The sequence below is a fragment of the Amycolatopsis sp. 3B14 genome, assembly GCF_050958625.1.
In the GTDB taxonomy this organism is placed as follows: Bacteria; Actinomycetota; Actinomycetes; order Mycobacteriales; family Pseudonocardiaceae; genus Amycolatopsis_E; species Amycolatopsis_E thermoflava.
Window position 1 is genome coordinate 82108 of the sequence record NZ_JBHZEN010000011.1, and the last position, 16562, is coordinate 98669.

The 16562-nt window shown below is 72.1% G+C and carries 15 protein-coding genes and 2 pseudogenes; 9 read left to right on the forward strand and 8 right to left on the reverse strand.

Annotated elements, in window-relative coordinates; genetic code table 11:
• Positions 1-149 precede the first annotated feature (149 nt).
• Together ACCP09_RS07425 and ACCP09_RS07430 are read right to left on the reverse strand one after the other, a co-directional pair.
• Positions 150-1386: pseudogene (locus ACCP09_RS07425) on the reverse strand (cytochrome P450).
• A complete protein-coding gene (locus ACCP09_RS07430; protein ID WP_123685120.1) occupies positions 1386-2132 on the reverse strand; it encodes an alpha/beta fold hydrolase in 747 nt (248 codons plus the stop codon). The pseudogene ACCP09_RS07425 and the gene ACCP09_RS07430 overlap by 1 nt, the downstream one beginning before the upstream one ends.
• Positions 2133-2218: 86 nt before the next feature.
• Between ACCP09_RS07430 and ACCP09_RS07435 the strand changes: the two genes are divergently transcribed.
• Complete coding sequence (locus ACCP09_RS07435; RefSeq protein ID WP_433744332.1) at positions 2219-2644, forward strand: hydrolase; 426 nt, start codon at positions 2219-2221, stop codon at positions 2642-2644.
• A gap of 241 nt (positions 2645-2885) precedes the next feature.
• Here the strand turns inward: ACCP09_RS07435 and ACCP09_RS07440 are convergent, their stop codons facing one another.
• Genes ACCP09_RS07440 through ACCP09_RS07455 form a run of 4 tightly spaced genes read right to left on the reverse strand, consistent with a single transcriptional unit; the run spans position 2886 to position 5343 of the window.
• The gene (locus tag ACCP09_RS07440) at positions 2886-3110 is read right to left on the reverse strand and encodes a hypothetical protein (protein ID WP_017984429.1); all 225 of its coding nucleotides are present in this window, start codon (positions 3108-3110) and stop codon (positions 2886-2888) included.
• Positions 3110-3334 carry a non-oxidative hydroxyarylic acid decarboxylases subunit D gene (locus tag ACCP09_RS07445; protein ID WP_026153429.1) on the reverse strand — a complete coding sequence of 75 codons (225 nt, stop codon included), beginning with the start codon at positions 3332-3334 and terminating at the stop codon, positions 3110-3112. Before ACCP09_RS07445 ends, ACCP09_RS07440 begins: the two co-directional genes overlap by 1 nt.
• 10 nt (positions 3335-3344) lie before the next feature.
• On the reverse strand, positions 3345-4766 hold the full coding sequence (locus ACCP09_RS07450; protein WP_433744336.1) for a non-oxidative hydroxyarylic acid decarboxylases subunit C: 1422 nt from the start codon (positions 4764-4766) through the stop codon (positions 3345-3347).
• Between the two features lie 10 nt (positions 4767-4776).
• Positions 4777-5343: a non-oxidative hydroxyarylic acid decarboxylases subunit B gene (locus ACCP09_RS07455; RefSeq protein WP_027934415.1), complete on the reverse strand. Its 567-nt coding sequence runs from the start codon at positions 5341-5343 to the stop codon at positions 4777-4779.
• A gap of 57 nt (positions 5344-5400) precedes the next feature.
• On the opposite strand from ACCP09_RS07455, the gene ACCP09_RS07460 reads away from it, so the two are divergent.
• From ACCP09_RS07460 to ACCP09_RS07470, 3 genes and pseudogenes are all read left to right on the forward strand, one after another.
• Complete coding sequence (locus tag ACCP09_RS07460) at positions 5401-5814, forward strand: MarR family winged helix-turn-helix transcriptional regulator (protein ID WP_378366063.1); 414 nt, start codon at positions 5401-5403, stop codon at positions 5812-5814.
• A gap of 15 nt (positions 5815-5829) precedes the next feature.
• A complete protein-coding gene (locus ACCP09_RS07465) occupies positions 5830-6816 on the forward strand; it encodes a hypothetical protein (protein ID WP_433744341.1) in 987 nt (328 codons plus the stop codon).
• 107 nt (positions 6817-6923) lie between these two features.
• Positions 6924-7864 (forward strand): annotated as a pseudogene (locus ACCP09_RS07470) (IS481 family transposase); the annotation flags it as partial.
• Between the two features lie 66 nt (positions 7865-7930).
• Here ACCP09_RS07470 and ACCP09_RS07475 read toward each other — a convergent pair.
• Positions 7931-8182 (reverse strand): hypothetical protein, encoded by a 252-nt coding sequence (locus ACCP09_RS07475; RefSeq protein ID WP_027934412.1) that lies wholly within the window; start codon positions 8180-8182, stop codon positions 7931-7933.
• A gap of 157 nt (positions 8183-8339) precedes the next feature.
• On the opposite strand from ACCP09_RS07475, the gene ACCP09_RS07480 reads away from it, so the two are divergent.
• The 4 genes from ACCP09_RS07480 to ACCP09_RS07495 all read left to right on the forward strand — a co-directional run bounded on the left by ACCP09_RS07480 (position 8340) and on the right by ACCP09_RS07495 (position 14695).
• Positions 8340-10691: a Tex family protein gene (locus ACCP09_RS07480; RefSeq protein WP_433744344.1), complete on the forward strand. Its 2352-nt coding sequence runs from the start codon at positions 8340-8342 to the stop codon at positions 10689-10691.
• A 28-nt stretch (positions 10692-10719) separates the two neighbouring features.
• Positions 10720-11163, forward strand: a complete 444-nt coding sequence (locus tag ACCP09_RS07485) for a DUF6401 family natural product biosynthesis protein (protein ID WP_433744346.1) — start codon at positions 10720-10722, stop codon at positions 11161-11163.
• A gap of 86 nt (positions 11164-11249) precedes the next feature.
• Positions 11250-14084, forward strand: a complete 2835-nt coding sequence (locus ACCP09_RS07490; RefSeq protein WP_433744349.1) for a BTAD domain-containing putative transcriptional regulator — start codon at positions 11250-11252, stop codon at positions 14082-14084.
• Complete coding sequence (locus ACCP09_RS07495) at positions 14081-14695, forward strand: SDR family oxidoreductase (protein ID WP_433744352.1); 615 nt, start codon at positions 14081-14083, stop codon at positions 14693-14695. The genes ACCP09_RS07490 and ACCP09_RS07495 overlap by 4 nt, the downstream gene beginning before the upstream one ends.
• Here ACCP09_RS07495 and ACCP09_RS07500 read toward each other — a convergent pair.
• Positions 14689-15150, reverse strand: a complete 462-nt coding sequence (locus tag ACCP09_RS07500) for an Lrp/AsnC family transcriptional regulator (protein ID WP_027934408.1) — start codon at positions 15148-15150, stop codon at positions 14689-14691. The genes ACCP09_RS07495 and ACCP09_RS07500 overlap by 7 nt on opposite strands.
• Before the next feature lie 79 nt (positions 15151-15229).
• On the opposite strand from ACCP09_RS07500, the gene ACCP09_RS07505 reads away from it, so the two are divergent.
• Positions 15230-16237: a Glu/Leu/Phe/Val dehydrogenase dimerization domain-containing protein gene (locus tag ACCP09_RS07505; protein ID WP_433744355.1), complete on the forward strand. Its 1008-nt coding sequence runs from the start codon at positions 15230-15232 to the stop codon at positions 16235-16237.
• Positions 16238-16562: the final 325 nt, after the last annotated feature.

The window sequence follows — 16562 nt, forward strand, 5'->3', positions numbered from 1 at the left end:
GGTTGCCGAGCCACCGGGTCAAGGCACGCTTTCCCGCCTTGACGCGGTGTCTCGGCAACCGAACAATTCGAGATCGGGTTCGGAAGGGGCTTCTCTCATCCGGGCGTAGCGAAGCGAAGCCCGGCGCTCAAGAAACCCGCGTAGCGCCATCACCAAGCCAACGGCAAATGCGTCACCCCGTTGATGAAGTTCGACGTCAACCGCCGCACCTCGCCGTCCAGGCGCACCTCCGGCAGCATCGTCAGGAACTCCCGGAAGAACACCCGCATCTGCAACCGCCCGAAGTGCGCGCCCAGGCAGAGGTGCGGCCCCTGCCCGAACGCCAGGTGGTCGTTCGGCGTCCGCGACACGTCGAACCGGTGCGGGTCCGGGAACTGCCGCTCGTCGTAGTGCGCCGACGCGAAGTACACGACGACCTTGTCCCCGGCGGCGATCCGCTGCCCGCCCAGCTCGGTGTCGACAGCCGCCGTGCGGCGGAACGTCAGCACCGGCGGGTGCCACCGCAGCATCTCCTCCACCGCCGAGGGCAGCAGCGACGGATCGGCCCGCAACCGCCGGTACTCGCCCGGGTTCTGCACCAGCGCCAGCACCCCGCCGGGCAACGCGCTGCGCACCGTGTCGTTCCCGGCGATCACCATGAGGAAGAAGAACATCCGCAACTCGGCGTCGTCCAGCGACCTTCCGTCCACAGTGGCCTGGACGAGTGCCGTCATCAGGTCGTCCGCCGGGTCCCGCCGCTTCGCCTCGGCCAGTTCCTGCGCGTAGTCGAACATGTCGGCCAGCAGCGCGGGCGAGCGCGGGTTGAGCGGTTTGCCGTCCGGGCCGCGCACGACCTCGGCGTGCTCCGGGTCCTGGTAGCCGATGACGCGGTTGGTCCACTTCAGCAGCAACCCGCGGTCCCGTGGCGGCACCCCGATCAGGTCCGCCAGGTTCAGCAGTGGGAAGTCGTCGGTCACCTCGACCGGCAGATCGCACCGGCCGCGCGGCACCACCGCCCCGATGAGGGCGCGGGCCCGCTCGGCGATCTGCTCCGCCGAGCGTTTCCAGCCGCCGCCGCGTGAACACCGCGGCCACGATGCGGCGCAACCGGTTGTGCTCCGGCGGGTCCATGTTGAGGATCATGCGCCGGATGAACGCGAGGTCGTCCGGCTCGGGGTCGCGGATCTGCGTCGCCCCGAGCCAGGACGAGAACACCTCCGGCGTGCGCAGCACGTGCTTCACGTCGGCGTACCGCGTCACCGCCCAGTAACCAGGACCGGACGGCCAGTCCAGCACCTCGTGTTCCTCTTGCCACGCGACCGGTTCGGTGTCGCGCAGGCGGCGCAGCTCGTCGTGCGGCACGCCGCGGGCGAACACCCTCGGGTCGAAAACGTCCACATCGGACATCAGTGCTCGTCCAGGAAGACCTCGATCATGTTGGCCACGGTCACCGGCACCTCGTCTGCCGCGTAGTGCCCGGCGTCGGGCAGCACCTCCAGCTCCAGCTTCGGGTACCACTGCCCGAACGTCGCGAGCATGACGTCTTCGCTGAGAGCCGGGTCGTGCTCGCCGACGACGACCTTGATCGGCACCTCGTTGCCCGCGATCCGCTCCGAGAAGTCGGTCTTCGCCCAGGCCTCCAGGTAGGCGCCGAACGCGGCCCTGTCGGAGTTCTCCAGCGAGTGCAGAACCATGCCGTCGAGCCACGAGTCTGGATGGCGGCCGCCGGTGGTGAAGTCGATGATCGCGCGGCGGCTCGACGGGTCCTCGGCCGCGCTGCTGAACAGGCCCCAGGTGTCCGCGTCCATCGGCACCCCGCTCGCGGGCACCGGGGAGATCCCGAACAGCGACCGGACGCGGCCGGGCGCCTCGGCGAGGACGTACTGCATGACGCTGCCGCCCATCGAGTGCCCGACGAGGGAGAACCGGTCGATGCCCAGTTCGTCGGCGAGCAGCAGCACGTCCCCGGCCGCCTCCGCGATGGTGTACGTACCCGCCTCGTCCTTGCGCGTACCGTAGCCGCGGAAGTCGGGGAAGTAGTAGCTGAACCGCTCGGCGTCGAGGTGCGGGGTGAGCTCCTCCCACGCCTTCGACGACCCGAACCACCCGTGCAGCACGAGAACGACGTGCTCGCCGGTGCCGACCCGCTCCATGTGCGCCCTCCAAGTCCTCGCTGACCCCTGCTGAGGCGAGCTTGGCACAGTCGCGGCGGGTTGGCACGGACGAGCAGAATGATCTCGTGAACTCCCTGCTCACCCGGCTGCCGGAGTGGCTGACCACGGTCCCCTACGACGGCTCCCGGATCCCCGGCTCACCCGGCGACCCGGCGGCGGGCGCGAACTGCCAGGTCTACGCCTACGCGGTGCTCCGGCACTTCGGGCTCGCCGCGCCGGACCTGCGGTCACGGGAACTGTGGCACGACACCGGCTCGACCAGCCCGGTGACCGAGCCGGCGCCGCTGGACCTGGCGCTGTTCAACCGGACCGCGGACCCGTTCGGCGCGCACCTGGGCGTCTGGACGGACGACGACCGCGTCCTGCACCTGTGCGCGGAGATCGGCACGCCGGCGGTGTGGACGCTGACGCAGTTCGCGGCCCGCGAGCGCTACCGCACGCTGATCGGCTTCAAACGCTGCCACCCCGCCGCTGCCCGCGACCAGGCCTAGCCGCTGGTGGTGCTGCGGACCGCGGGACGGGCCGGACACTCGCCGATGTTCCCGTCCCTGATGCGGGCGACCCGAACCACCTGCGCAATCGCAAGATCGGTGCGGTAGTCCCCAAACCCGCCGACCAGGTCGGCCACCGCAAACGCCGCGGTTCTCGCGGCGGCCGGCCACCTGCTTTTTCGACGAGGTCGACTACCGCCGCAACGTCATCGAACGCCGGGCGGGGCTCGCCGATCGCCAGCTACACCGACCGGTGAAACGTGAACGGCCACTGCGCCACCGGCCGCGCCACCAGGTCCGCCGGCGGCTCCGGCAGCCGCCCGGCGCCGCGCGCGATCACCACCACCCGGTCCTGCCCGCCGAGGTAGACGTCGGCCGGCCCGGGCACGTTCTCGACCACCCAGCGCGCCAGCGCGTCACGCCCGCCGGGCACCGCGCGCGCCTCCCACATCAGCGTGTCCGCCATCAGCGCACCCGCAGCGGCGGCACGGCGGGTACCTCGGGCGCGTTGTCGATGTCCGCCTGGGTCATCCGGAACTCCTCCGGGTAGTGCTCCCGGCTCGTGCGCCGCGGCGGCTCCGTGGTCCGCCACGTGTAGAGGCACCGCCGGCACTGCAGCACCTCCCACACCCCGGCGACCGGCGAGTCCGCCAGCTTCTCCACGACCTCGAACTCACAACGTGGGCACATCGGATTCTCCTTACCGCGCCAGCATTCCCTGCAACTTGGTCAGCCAGGCGGCGGCCTCGGGCAGGTCGCGCACCGGCTGGCTGTAGTGACCGCGGTCGTCGGGCGCCACCGGGGTGGTCGCGTCGATGATCATCTTGTTGGTGATGCCGGCCGGCTGCGAGCCGGGATCCAGCTCCAGCACCGGCAGGTTCGGGGTGTTCACCAGGTCGCCGGCCGGGTTGACCTTTGTGGACAGCGCCCACATCACCTGCGGCAGGTTGAACGGGTCGACGTCCTCGTCGACCATGATCACCGTCTTGACGTACCCGAGCCCGTGCGGCGTGGTCATCGCCCGCATCCCGACGGCCTTCGCGAACCCGCCGTAGCGCTTCTTCGTCGAGATGATCGCCAGCAGCCCGTGCGTGTACATGGCGTTGACCGCCTGCACCTCCGGGAACGCTTCCTTGAGCTGCTGGTAGATCGGCACGCAGGTGTTCGCCGCCATCAGGAAGTCGATCTCGGTCCACGGCATGCCGAGGTACAGCGACTCGAACACCGGGTTCGTCCGGTGGTGGATGCGGTCGACGCGCACCACGGTCATGTTCCGGCCGCCCGAGTAGTGGCCGGTGAACTCGCCGAACGGCCCCTCGATCTCGCGCTTGCGGCCCTCGATGACGCCTTCCAGAATCACCTCCGAGCCCCACGGCACGTCGAGCCCGGTCAGCGGCGCGGTCGCGATCGGGGCCGGGGCGCCGCGCAGGGCGCCGGCCATCTCGTACTCGCTCTGGTCGTAGGCCATCGGCGTCGCCGCGACGATCGAGATCACCGGCTCGTTGCCCAGCGCGATCGCGACCGGCAGGTCCTCGCCGTTCTCCTCGGCCTTGGCCAGGTGCAGCGCGATGTCGTGCATCGGCACCGGCTGCAGCCCCAGCTTGGCGCGGCCCTTGACCTGCATCCGGTACACCCCGACGTTCTGCTTGCCGAAGTGGTCCGGGTCCGCCGGGTCGCGGGACACGACCGCGGCCTTGTCCAGGTAGAACCCGCCGTCGCCGTCGTTGAGCCGGAACAGCGGCAGCACCCGGAACAGGTCGACGTCGTCACCTTCGAGCACGTTCTCCGCCCACGGCGGGTTCGCGCGCCGCTCGGGCGGCACCGGGAAGTCCTCCCAGCGCCGGATGAACTCGGCGACCTGGTCCTTGATCCCGGTCTGCGGCGGCAGTCCCATCGCGAGCGCGTGGTTGGCCCACGAGCCGTGCACGTTGAGCGCGATCCGGGCGTCGGTGAAGCCGGTGACGTTGTCGAAGTACAGCGCGGGCGCCTTGTCGCCGAGGCGCGGGGCGGCGTTGGCGGCGGCGCCGAGGTCGGGTTCGGGCGCGACCTCCTCGGTGATCCGCAGCAGCTGCCCGTGTTCGTCCAATGTGTCCAGGAACGAGCGGAAGTCGTCGTAGGGCACGGGTTTCCTCCTATCGGTGCAGGCCGGACCAGCGGCGGGCGCGGGGCGCGGGCAGGTCGAACTGGTCCAGCACGCGGGCGACGACGTGGTCGACGATGTCGTCCACGGAGTCCGGGTGGTTGTAGAAGGCGGGCATCGGCGGCACGACGCGCACGCCCATCCGCGCCAGCGCGAGCAGGTTCTCCAGGTGGATCTCGCTCAGCGGCGTCTCGCGCGGCACCAGGACCAGCTTGCGCCGTTCCTTGAGCACGACGTCGGCCGCGCGGCCGACCAGCCCGTCGGCGTACCCGGCGCGGATCCCGGCGACCGTCTTCATGCTGCACGGGACGACGACCATGCCGTCGGTGCGGAACGAGCCGGACGAGATCGGCGCGGCCTGGTCCCCCGCGCCGTGCACGACGTCGGCGAGCTTGCCGACTTCCCGTGCGGTGTAAGGGGTTTCCAGCTCGATGGTGGTGCGGGCCCAGCGGGAGAGCACCAGGTGGGTCTCGACATCGGGCAGGTCGCGCAGCGCTTCGAGCAGGCGGACGCCGAAGGGTGCGCCTGTCGCCCCGGTCATGCCGACGATCAGCCGCATCGCACCCTCCTCGTTAGTTCGTATACGAACCTTTCGTACGCACACTAACATGCCCCCATGACCGCTGTCGACGAAGCCGTGTTCCACGTCATGCGCCGCGCCCTACAGGAGCACGGCGCCCGCTGGCAGGCGGAGCTGCCCGCGCTGACGAAGCCGCAGTACGCGGTCCTGAAGGCGATCGCCGACGGCGACGACGTGGACCAGGCGAGCGCGGGCCAGCAGGCGGCGATCGACAAGGCGACGCTGGCGAACCTGATGCTGCGGCTGGAACAGCGCGGCCTGATCACCCGCACGATCGGCACCGACCGGCGCCGCCGCATCCTGCGCCTGACCAGCGCGGGCGAAGCCGCCCTGCGCGAGGCCGACCCGGTCGCGCGCGAGGTGGACGAGTCGATGCTGAGCCGACTGAGCGCCGCGGAGCGCGCCGAACTGCACCGGCTCCTGCTGAAGCTCAGCCCGCCGCCGGCGTGACCGTAAGGTGTGCGCGTGACCGTCGCCCGCCTCGTCGCCACCCTCGCCGCGCCGCTGCCCCCGTCCGGCGCCGACGCTCCTGAACTGGTGCACGGGCTGCTCGTGCAGCGCGGCGACACCGAACTGGTCGCGCTCGCTCCCGGCGAGGGCCGCGAGGTGCGCTTCCCGGCTCCGTGGCCACGCGGTCTCGGCACCGCGACCCTGTCCCCGCACGGCGATTTCGCGGTGTTCGCCGGGCTGCACGCGGTACGCGCGGTCGATCCGGCCGGCGACATCCGCTGGGAGATGCGGCACGCGTGCTGGGGCGGCTGCGACGTGCCGCACGCGTCGGCTGCCGAGTACCTCGACGACGAGGACCACAAGTACCCGGACCACGGATCGGCCGCGGTGTCCGGCGACGGCAAGCTCGTCTGGGCCCACATCCGCGAACCGGACGGCGAGGCGTGGCTCGTGCTGGACGCGGTCGACGGCCGGGTGCTCGGCCGCGCGGAGACCGGCACCGTGGCCTCCGGCTCGTTCCACACCGCGCACCCGGATCCCACCCGGATGCACCTGAGCATCGGCGAGGGCGAGGAGGGTTCACCCGTCCTGTCCGGCCGGTGGGACGGGCGGTTGTCGGTGACGAAGGTCGACGACGAGCTGGTCGCGCTCGCGGTGAGCCCGTCCGGCCTGCTGCTCACCGTCGACGTCACCCAGGAGACCCTGTCGCTGCACGACGAGGACGGCTCGGTGCTGCGCGAGCTGGACGCGACGGGCACCCTCCCGCCGGGAGCCGGCAGCCGCGTCTACTGGGACCTGGAGGCGGCGTTCGCCGACGAGAGCACGGTCATCGTCGCCGGCGCGGGCAACCGCCCGGCCCGTCACTGGCTCCTGCGCGACCTGACACCGCGCGGCGAGGTCACCTACCCGTTCCCCGTCACGGGCCCACCGCGCTCGGCGGGCGACGGCGCCTGGTACACGGTGGCCGAGGACGGCGCGTCGGTCCACCTCTGGGCGTTCTAGCTGTCGTGACTCGTGAGGTTGTGGACGGCGTGTTGGGTTGATTGTGGGGAGGGCCTCCGGGCGGGGTGGGTGTTGCGACGCATCCACACCAGGCCTGGAGGTCCTCGATGGGTCACGCTAATGCACGCACGACGGTGTATGCCCGGCAGTTGATGGTGGCGCGGTATCAGGCGGGGTGGCCGGCGGCGCGGATCGCCGAGCAGCTCGGGGTGGCCCGCTCCACGGTCTGCAAGTGGTTGTCCGGCATCGGGAGGAGGGCGAGGCCGGGTTGGCCGACCGCTCCTCCCGCCCGCACCACAGCCCGACCCGGCTGCCGGCCGAGACCGAGAACGCGATCCTGGCGTTGCGGGAACAGTCCCACCGGGGTGCGGTGTTCCTCGCCGCGCAGTTGGGCCTGGTGGCCTCGACCGTGGGCCGCGTCCTGCGTCGCCACCGGGTAGCGCCGTTGTCGGCGATCGATCCGATCGCCGGGATGCCGGTGCGGCGACGGCATTCGGGCATCCGCTACGAACGCCGCGCCCCGGGCGAGCTGCTGCACATTGACGTCAAGAAACTCGGCCGGGTGCCCGACGGCGGCGGCTGGCGGGTCCACGGACGCCGCGAGCAGGTCCGCGGCCGCGGCATCGGCTACGACTACCGCCACGTCGCCATCGACGACCACACCCGCCTGGCCTACGTCGAAGCCCTGCCCGACGAGCGGGACACCACCGCAGCCGCCTTCCTGCACCGGGCCGTGGCCTGGTTCCGCGACCAGGGGATTCACGTGCTGCGGATCCTGACCGACAACGCCAAGGTCTACCGCATCGGCAGCACCTGGCGAGCGGTCTGCACCGCGCTCGGGCTGCGCCGCCAGTTCACCAAACCCGGCTGCCCTTGGACCAACGGCAAAGCCGAACGCTTCAACCGCACCCTGCTCACCGAGTTCGCCTACGCCCAGCCCTGGACCTCCAACACCCACCGGCTCGCCACCTTGCCCACCTGGGTCCACCACTACAAGACTGAACGCGCACACTCCGCCCTAGCAGGCCACCCACCCATCACCCGACTGCCCTCACCGTCCGCAACGTCTCAGGTCACGACAGCTAGCCCAGGCTCGGCACCGCGCGGACGCCCCTCAGGGGCACTCCTCCTCCGCGTCGTTGTTCTGCCACCGCATCGCCGCGTGCAGGGCCGCGATCAGCCGTTCGTCGTCGGACACGCTCGGCTCGTTGCCCAGCGGGATCCAGCGCTGGCACACCTCGCGGCCGTCCTCGTACCCGGTCAGCAGCATCCCCGGGTACGACAACGTCACCGGCTCGCCGTCCGGCCCGTCCACGTCGACCCGCCGGCGGTGCATCGCCACCCGCACCTGCCGCTTCCCGCCCATCCGCACCTGCCCACCTCGACCCCGGTATCCCGAGGTCGCGGCCGGGCCCCCGTTGGTTACCGCGCCGATCCTCCCGATTCGGCAACGGCGGGCACCCCTTCCGTGCCGCGCCGGGGGCGGCGCAGGCAGAATTGGCCCCCGCAACCGCGAGCAGGGAGTGATCAGCATCGTGACAGTGGCCGTGCAGTCGATCGAGCAGAAGATCGCCGAGGAGCTCGGCGTCCGCGAAGGGCAGGTCAAGGCCGCCGTGGACCTGCTCGACGGCGGGGCGACCGTGCCGTTCATCGCGCGGTACCGCAAGGAGGTGACCGGCGCGCTGGACGACGCCCAGCTGCGCACGCTGGAGGACCGGCTGCGTTACCTGCGGGAGCTCGACGAGCGCCGGGCCGCGATCCTCGAGTCGATCGACAGTCAGGGCAAGCTCACCGAGGAGCTGGCGGAGGCGATCCGCACCGCGGACACGAAGGCCCGACTGGAGGACATCTACCTCCCCTACAAGCCGAAGCGGCGCACGAAGGCGCAGATCGCCCGCGAGGCCGGCTTGGAGCCGTTGGCCGACGGCCTGTTGACCGACCCGAACACCGACCCGCAGGCCGCCGCGGCCGTGTTCGTCGACCCCGAGAAGGGCGTCGCGGACGCGCAGGCCGCCCTCGACGGGGCCCGCGCGATCCTGGTCGAGCGCTTCGGCGAGGACGCCGACCTGATCGGCGAGCTGCGCGAGAAGATGTGGTCGGAGGGCTACTTCTCGTCGAAGGTCCGCCAGGGCAAGGAGACCGAGGGCGCGAAGTTCGCCGACTACTTCGACTTCGCCGAGCCGTTCACGAAGATGCCCTCGCACCGGGTTCTGGCGATGCTGCGCGGCGAGAAGGAGGAGGTCCTCGACCTCACCGTCGAGCCGGAGGAACCCAGCGACGAGCCGAAGGTGGGCCCGTCGGACTACGAACGCCGCATCGCGCAGCGCTTCGGCATCACGAACGAGGGCCGCCCGGCCGACAAGTGGCTGCAGGACACCGTGCGGTGGGCCTGGCGCACCAAGATCCTCCTGCACCTCGGCATCGACCTGCGGATGCGGCTGCGGCAGAAGGCCGAGGAGGACGCGGTGAACGTCTTCGCCGCGAACCTGCGCGACCTGCTGCTGGCCGCGCCTGCCGGCACCCGCGCCACGATGGGCCTGGACCCGGGCTTCCGCACCGGCGTGAAAGTGGCCGTCGTCGACGGGACCGGCAAGGTCGTCAACACCCACACGATCTACCCGCACCAGCCGCAGAACCGCTGGGACCAGTCGATCGACGAGCTGGCCAAGCTCTGCGCCGCCCACTCGGTGGACCTGATCGCGATCGGCAACGGCACCGCGTCCCGGGAGACCGACAAGCTCGCCGTCGAGCTGATCAAGCGGCACCCCGAGCTGAAGCTGACCAAGGCGGTCGTCTCCGAGGCGGGCGCGTCGGTGTACTCGGCGTCCGCGTTCGCCTCGCAGGAGCTGCCCGAGCTGGACGTCTCGCTGCGCGGCGCGGTCTCGATCGCGCGGCGCCTGCAGGACCCGCTGGCCGAGCTGGTGAAAATCGACCCCAAGTCGATCGGCGTCGGGCAGTACCAGCACGACGTGTCCGAGGTGGCGCTGTCCCGTTCGCTGGACGCGGTGGTCGAGGACTGTGTGAACGCGGTCGGCGTGGACGTCAACACCGCGTCGACTCCGCTGCTGACCAGGGTCTCCGGCATCACCGCGGGCCTGGCCGAGAACATCGTCAACCACCGCGACACGCACGGCCCGTTCCGGTCGCGCTCGGCGCTGAAGGACGTCGCGCGGCTGGGCCCGAAGGCCTTCGAGCAGTGCGCCGGCTTCCTGCGGATCCGTGGCGGCGACGACCCGCTGGACTCCTCCAGCGTGCACCCCGAGGCCTACCCGGTCGTGCGGCGCATCCTGTCGAAGACCGGCATCGAGCTGCGGGAGCTGATCGGCAACGAGCGGGTGCTGCGCAAGCTGCGCCCGGAGGACTTCGTCGACGAGACCTTCGGCCTGCCGACCGTCACCGACATCCTCGCCGAGCTGGAGAAACCCGGCCGCGACCCGCGCCCGGCGTTCAAGACCGCGACGTTCGCCGAGGGCGTGGAGAAGATCGGCGACCTCAAGCCGGGCATGCGGCTGGAGGGCGTCGTGACGAACGTGGCCGCGTTCGGCGCGTTCGTCGACATCGGGGTGCACCAGGACGGCCTGGTGCACGTCTCGGCGATGTCGAAGAACTTCGTCAAGGACCCGCGTGAGGTAGTCAAACCGGGTGACATCGTCAAGGTGAAGGTGCTCGAGGTGGACATCCCGCGCAAGCGGATCTCGCTGACCCTCCGCCTGGATGACGAGGTCGGCGGCGGCCGTGCCAAACCCGCTGGTGGCGGCGGTGGCGAGCGCCGTGGCGGGCAGCCGCGCAAGGGCGGTCAGCCGAAGCGGCGCGAGCCCGCCGGCGGCGGCGGTTCGATGGCCGACGCCCTCCGGAAGGCCGGATACGGTCGCTAAAACGCCGTTCAGGGTTCATCATCGAGGGGTGCAGTGGGCCGACTCCCTGGCAGATCGATCCGCGCGGCGGTGGCTGCGCGGGATCGCCGGGCGGCTCGACTCCGGCTGGCAGGCGCTGGCCGGAGACCCCTCGGTGTGGCGGGCGTTCGACAGGCACCTGGCCGCGGTCGACGACGCGGTGCGGTGCGAGCAGGACATGGTCCCGCGCCAGGAGCCGGTGAGCAGGCTCGTCCTGCTGGCCGGTCACGCGCACGACGTGTGGACGGAGGCGGCGGAGCTGGACTGGCAGCCGCCCGCGGATCCCGGCGGCTGGACCGAGCGGGAGTGGACGGGGCTGCGCCTGCTTGCCTGCCTCCGTCTCGCGGCCGACGAGCCGCGCGGCCCGAAGCTGCCCGCCGCCGCGGAATTCGCCCGGAGCCGTCCGGCCGGAACCGGTGAACAAGTGAACAATCGGCGCGAATACTTCCGCTGAAATTCGGGAAAAAGCCGCCGAACGGCACTGGTGAATCGTTGACGGGCTTGCCTAGTATCGGATTTCCTTTTTTCCGGTCGGGGGCGATGCCGTTGGTGTTCTTCCGCATCCTGGGACCGCTCGAAGCGGAGGCCGGGGGCCGTCGCGTGCCGCTCGGCGGCCCGAAACCGCGCCTGCTGCTGGCCGCCCTGCTGCTCCAGCCCGGAGTCGTGGTGTCTGCCGACGCGCTGACCGACGTGCTGTGGCCGGGGCGCGCGCCGCGGTCGGCCGCCGCGAACCTGCGCACCTACGTGCACGGCCTGCGCCGCGTGCTCGGCGACCGCATCGAAAGCGGCGCGGGCGGGTACCAGCTGCACGCCGGACCGGACGAGCTGGACGCGACGCTCGCCGAAGGACTCGTGGCACGGGCCCGCGCCGAAGAGGCACCGGCGCTGCTCGACCAGGCGGCCGCGCTGTGGCGCGGCGAGGTGCTGGAAGACCTGCCGCACCACCACACCTGGTCGCCGGCCGTCGCGCGGCTGAGCGAGCTGCGGTTGTCGGTGCAGGAGGAACGGTTGCGGTGCCACGTGTCGGCCGGGCGGCACGCCGAGGCGATCGTCGAACTGCGTGGCCTGCTGACCGAACACCCGTTGCGGGAGGAGCTGTGGCGGCTGCTCGTCGTCGCGCTGGGCGCGAGCGGGCGGCAGGGCGAGGCGCTGGCCGCGTACGCCGAGGCCGAGCGCGTGTTGCGTGCGGAGCTGGACGCCGAGCCGGGCGTCCGCCTCCGGCAGGCGGTGGCCGAGCTGGACACGCCGGCGCCGGTGTGCCAGCTGCCCTTGGATCTACCCGACTTCACCGGCCGCGAGACCGGACTCGCGGAGCTGACCGGGTTGCTGGACGGCGAACACCCCGCCGTCGTGGTGCTGTCCGGTCCGCCCGGCGCGGGCAAGTCGGCGCTGGCCGTGCACGCCGCCCACGCCGTGCGCGACCGCTACCCCGACGGCCAGCTGTACGTGGACCTGCGCGGCACTTCGGACTCGCCGCGGCGGCCGCTGGACGTGCTGGCGGAACTGCTGCACGCGCTCGGCGTGCCGGACGCCGGGATCCCGCGTGGGCTCGGCGAACGGGCCGCGTTGCTGCGGTCGCGCCTGGCCGGACGGCGGGTGTGCGTGGTCCTCGACGACGCGGGCAGCGCCGCGCAGGTGCGACCGTTGCTGCCCGGCGCGGGCGCGGCCGCGGTGCTGGTGACCAGCCGGGGCAGGCTGCCCGACCTCACCGTCGCCCGGCACGTCGACGTCGGCGTGCTGACCGCCGCGGAGGCCACGGAGCTGCTGGCCCGGATCGCCGGGGCAGGCCGGGTGGCGGCCGAACCCGAGGCGGCGGCCGGGATCGTCGAGGCGTGCGGACGGTTGCCGCTCGCGATCCGCATCGCCGGCGCACGGCTTTCGCACCGTCGCGAGTGGACACTCCGCACGCTCGCCGTCCGGTTGGCCGACGAGCGCCGTCGCCTGGACGAGCTGCGCGTCGGCGACCTCGCGGTGCGCGCGAGCCTCGCGTTGAGCCACGACCAGCTGCCCGGCAGCTGTGCGCGGGCGTTCCGCGCGCTGGGCGGGCTCGGGCCGCTGCCGTTCCCCGGCTGGGTGGTCGGGGCGCTGCTCGGGCGGGAGCACGCGGACGACGTGCTGGACGCGCTGGTCGACGCGCACCTGGTGGAGCTGGTCGGCGACCAGCCGCGGTACCGGCTGCACGACCTGGTGCGCTGCTACGCGCGGGAACTCGGGGAGCCGGATCCGGACGGGGTCCGCCGCGTGGTCGAGGGGTACCTCTCGCTCGCCACCGAGGCGGCGGAGCGGATGCCGGTCCGCTTCTTCGGCGCCGCGCCGGAGCCGAGGTCGGCGGACCTGTGGTGCCCGGACCGTTTCGCCGATCCGGTGGCGTGGTTCGCGGGCGAGCGACCGCTGCCGCTCGTCGAGCTGGCGGTGGACCACGGTCTCGACGGGCTGGCGTGGCGGCTTGCGGCGGCATTTACCCCGTACTTCGACCTGCGCGGGCACCACGAGGACTGGCGGCGCACGCACGAACTGGCGCTGGGCGCGGCCGAGCGGGCAGGCGATCCACGCGGGCAGGCGCTGGTGTTGCGCAACCTCGGGCAGCTCGAGGTCTACCAGGACGACTACACCGCCGCGCGTCAGGCGTTCGAGCGGTCACTGGCGTTGTTCCGGAGCATCGGCGACGACCAGGGCGCGGCCGTCGCGCTGGCCGGGTTGAGCACGATCCGGCGTGTCGCGGGCGAGCACGAGATGGCACTTTCGCACTGCCACGACGCGCTGGAGCTGTTCGTCCGCAGCGGCGACCGGCATGGCGAAGCGGTGGTGCGGATCGCGATCGGGTCGGTGTGGCTGGCGCGCGGCTGCCACGCGACGGCCGAACGCTGGTTCACCGACGCGCGCGAGGCGTGCGTCGAGATCGGCGACCGGCACCGCGAGGCGCACGCCCGGCACCGGATGGCGTTGCTGCACCAGCAACGCGGCCAACTCGGACGGGCCCGCGAGGAGCTGGACCGGGCGATCGCGATCTTCGGCGAGCTCGGCGACGACCACTGCGTCGGCTACGCGCACCAGAGCCTCGGCGAGCTGTGCCTGCGCAGCGGCGACCTCGCGCACGCGAAGCTCCTCCTGGTGAACTCGCTGTCGGTGCACCGGCGCGACGGCGACCGGCGGTCCGAGGCCGAAGCGGGGCAGCTCCTCGGCGAGTTGCACGAACGTCTCGGGCAGGTCCGCGAGGCGCACGGCCTGTTCCGGCGCTCACTGGAGATCTGGTCGGAGCTCGGCGCCGAAGAAGCGGCGGCCGCGCTGCGGGAACGGTTGAGTCACCACCCGTTGACCATGATCGCCGGCGGGTCCATCCTGGTTCCCTCCGAGAGAGCCGGGAGAGAGCCATGAGCACCTTCGTCGTGGTCGGCGGCGCCGGGCGGACGGGCCGCCGGATCACCGAACGGCTCGCGAGCGGCGGGCACCGGGTGGTGGTGGCCGGCCGGAGTACGGAGCCTCCGCTGGACCTGACGGCGAAACCGGACCCGGCGCTCTTCGCGGGCGCCGAGGGGGTTGTGATCGTCGCGGAGCCGCCGAAGGAACCGGACGCGGCGGAGGCCGCGATGCACGGCGGTGTGTCGGCGATCGCGGAAATCGCGGCGCGCGAGGACATCCCGGTGGTGCTGGTGTCCCAGATCTACCTGACGCGGCCGGCGGAGCACCCGGAGATGAGCGCGCGCATCGAGGCTCGCGCCCGGGGCGAGCAGGCGCTGCGGGAGAGCGGCGCGCAGTACACGATCGTCCGGCCGAGCTGGCTGCACGACCTGCCCGCGGGCGGGGTGCGCGTCGAGCAGGGCGACACCGGCGAAGGCCGGGTCTCCCGCGACGCGGTGGCCGACGCCGTCGTGGCCGCATTGTTCGACCCGTCGTCGTCCGGCAAGACGTTCGAGCTGTACGACGACGAGGACTCACCGCGGCCGGACTGGCCGTCGGTGTTCGCCGCGCTGCACCCCGATCAGTGACCGGGTAGCGGGTCCAGCACCTGCTTGCTGTGGTGCTGGTAGATGATCGACGTCCGGAACGTGACCATCTCCCTGCGGCTGGTGAACCGTTCGAGCAGGAACGCGTGCAGGTGGTCGATGTCCTGCGCGGTGACGTGCACGAGGAAGTCGTCGCTGCCCGCGATCGTGAAGACCGAGATGACCTCGGGCAGCTGGGCGAGCGAGCGTTCGAACGCGTCCACCACGTCGCGCGTCAGCGGCCGGATCTGCGCCGCGACGATCGCCTGCACACCGCGGTTGAGGGCGCCGAGGTCGATGTCCGCGTGGTAGCCGCGGATCACGCCGCGCTTGCGCAGCAGGCGGATCCGTTCCAGGCAGGTGGACGGCGCGATGCCGACCTTGCGCGCGATGTCCCGGTTCGACTGCCGCGCATCCTCCTGCAGAAGCCGCACGATCGCCGAATCAAGTTCGTCCATGTTCGCAGCTCCGGTGGTCATGCCGAATATCGTTCGGCGGCGGCGCTTCGTGGTTGTGCATCAGCCTAGCTTTTCGCGCATGGAGCATGAAGAGGTGAAGGTCCGGCGCGGTCCCCGCTCGGGGCTGCCGGTCGTCGTCGCGATCCACTCCCGCGCGCTCGGCCCCGCGGCCGGCGGCATCCGGCTGCGCCGGTACCCGGACTGGCGGGACGGCCTGGCCGACGCGCTGCGCCTGTCGGAGGCGATGACCGCGAAGAACGCCGCCGCCGGCCTGGATTTCGGCGGCGGGAAGACGGTGATCGCGCTCGGACCGGACACCGAGGTGACGCCGTCGCTGCGGGAGGCGGCGCTGCTCGACGCGGGCGAGCTGATCGAATCGTTCGAGGGCACGTACTTCGGTGGTCCGGACGTCGGGACGGGCCCGGACGACATGGTGGTGGTGCGGCGCTCGACGTCGCGGGTGTTCTGCCTGCCGCCGGAGCACGGCGGGACGGGTTCGTCGAGCATCCCGACCGCGCTGGGGGTGTTCGCCGCGCTGCGGGCCGGGGCGCGGCACGTGTTCGGCAGCGCCGATCTGACCGGCCGCACGGTCGTCGTCAGCGGGCTGGGTTCGGTGGGCGCGCTGGTGGCGCAGCACGTGGCAGCGGCGGGCGCGCGGGTGGTGGTGTCCGATGTGGACCCGGCGAAGCGCGCGTCCGGTTACGAGTGGGTGGATCCGGAGAAGGCGTTGCGCACGCCCGCGGACATCGTGGTGCCGGCGGCGGTGGGTGGCGTGCTGTCCGCGGAGCTGGTGCCCGAGCTGTCCGCGCCGCTGGTCGTCGGCCCGGCGAACAACCAGCTCACGTCCGAGGCGGTGGCGGACGAGCTGGCCGCGCGGGGGATCGTGTGGGTGCCGGACTTCATCGCCAGCGCGGGCGGCGCGGTGTACACGCTGCTGCGCGAGGTGGAGGGGGTGCCGCACGAGGAGGCGAACGCCCGCGTGGAGGCGATCGGCGCCACGGTGTCCGCGGTGCTGGATGCCGCACGGGACAAGGGAACCACGCCGCTGCGGGAAGCGCGCGCCCGGGTGGCGGCCAGGCTGGCCTGAACACGGCGGCGCCGATCGGTCACGGTTGGTGGCAGATCAGCGCCGCCCCAGTTCGTTGCCCGCCCCGGCCGGCCGATTCACCGCAGCGCCGGCGGCGGCCCCTGTCCCGTGGAATCGCCACCCCCTGCCCCGCCCCGGCCGGCCCACTCGCCGCAACACCCGCGCCGGCCCCTGTCCCGTGGAATCGCCACCCCCTGCCCACCACCGACCGGCCCATTCACCGCAGCACCCGCAGCGGCCTCTGCCCCCGAAAACACCACCCACCTGCCCCACCGCCAGCCGACCCATCCACCCCAGCACCCGCAGCGCCCCTGCCCCCGAAAAC

What these genes read in the sequence shown, in the direction of transcription:
- ACCP09_RS07430 (WP_123685120.1), bottom strand. Translation starts at nt 2,132, where the DNA reads ATGGAGCGGGTCGGCACCGGCGAGCACGTCGTTCTCGTGCTGCACGGG.
- ACCP09_RS07440 (WP_017984429.1), bottom strand. Translation starts at nt 3,110, where the DNA reads ATGGCGGACACGCTGATGTGGGAGGCGCGCGCGGTGCCCGGCGGGCGT.
- ACCP09_RS07445 (WP_026153429.1), bottom strand. Translation starts at nt 3,334, where the DNA reads ATGTGCCCACGTTGTGAGTTCGAGGTCGTGGAGAAGCTGGCGGACTCG.
- ACCP09_RS07455 (WP_027934415.1), bottom strand. Translation starts at nt 5,343, where the DNA reads ATGCGGCTGATCGTCGGCATGACCGGGGCGACAGGCGCACCCTTCGGC.
- ACCP09_RS07460 (WP_378366063.1), top strand. Translation starts at nt 5,401, where the DNA reads ATGACCGCTGTCGACGAAGCCGTGTTCCACGTCATGCGCCGCGCCCTA.
- ACCP09_RS07475 (WP_027934412.1), bottom strand. Translation starts at nt 8,182, where the DNA reads ATGGGCGGGAAGCGGCAGGTGCGGGTGGCGATGCACCGCCGGCGGGTC.
- ACCP09_RS07490 (WP_433744349.1), top strand. Translation starts at nt 11,250, where the DNA reads ATGCCGTTGGTGTTCTTCCGCATCCTGGGACCGCTCGAAGCGGAGGCC.
- ACCP09_RS07495 (WP_433744352.1), top strand. Translation starts at nt 14,081, where the DNA reads ATGAGCACCTTCGTCGTGGTCGGCGGCGCCGGGCGGACGGGCCGCCGG.
- ACCP09_RS07500 (WP_027934408.1), bottom strand. Translation starts at nt 15,150, where the DNA reads ATGGACGAACTTGATTCGGCGATCGTGCGGCTTCTGCAGGAGGATGCG.
- ACCP09_RS07505 (WP_433744355.1), top strand. Translation starts at nt 15,230, where the DNA reads ATGGAGCATGAAGAGGTGAAGGTCCGGCGCGGTCCCCGCTCGGGGCTG.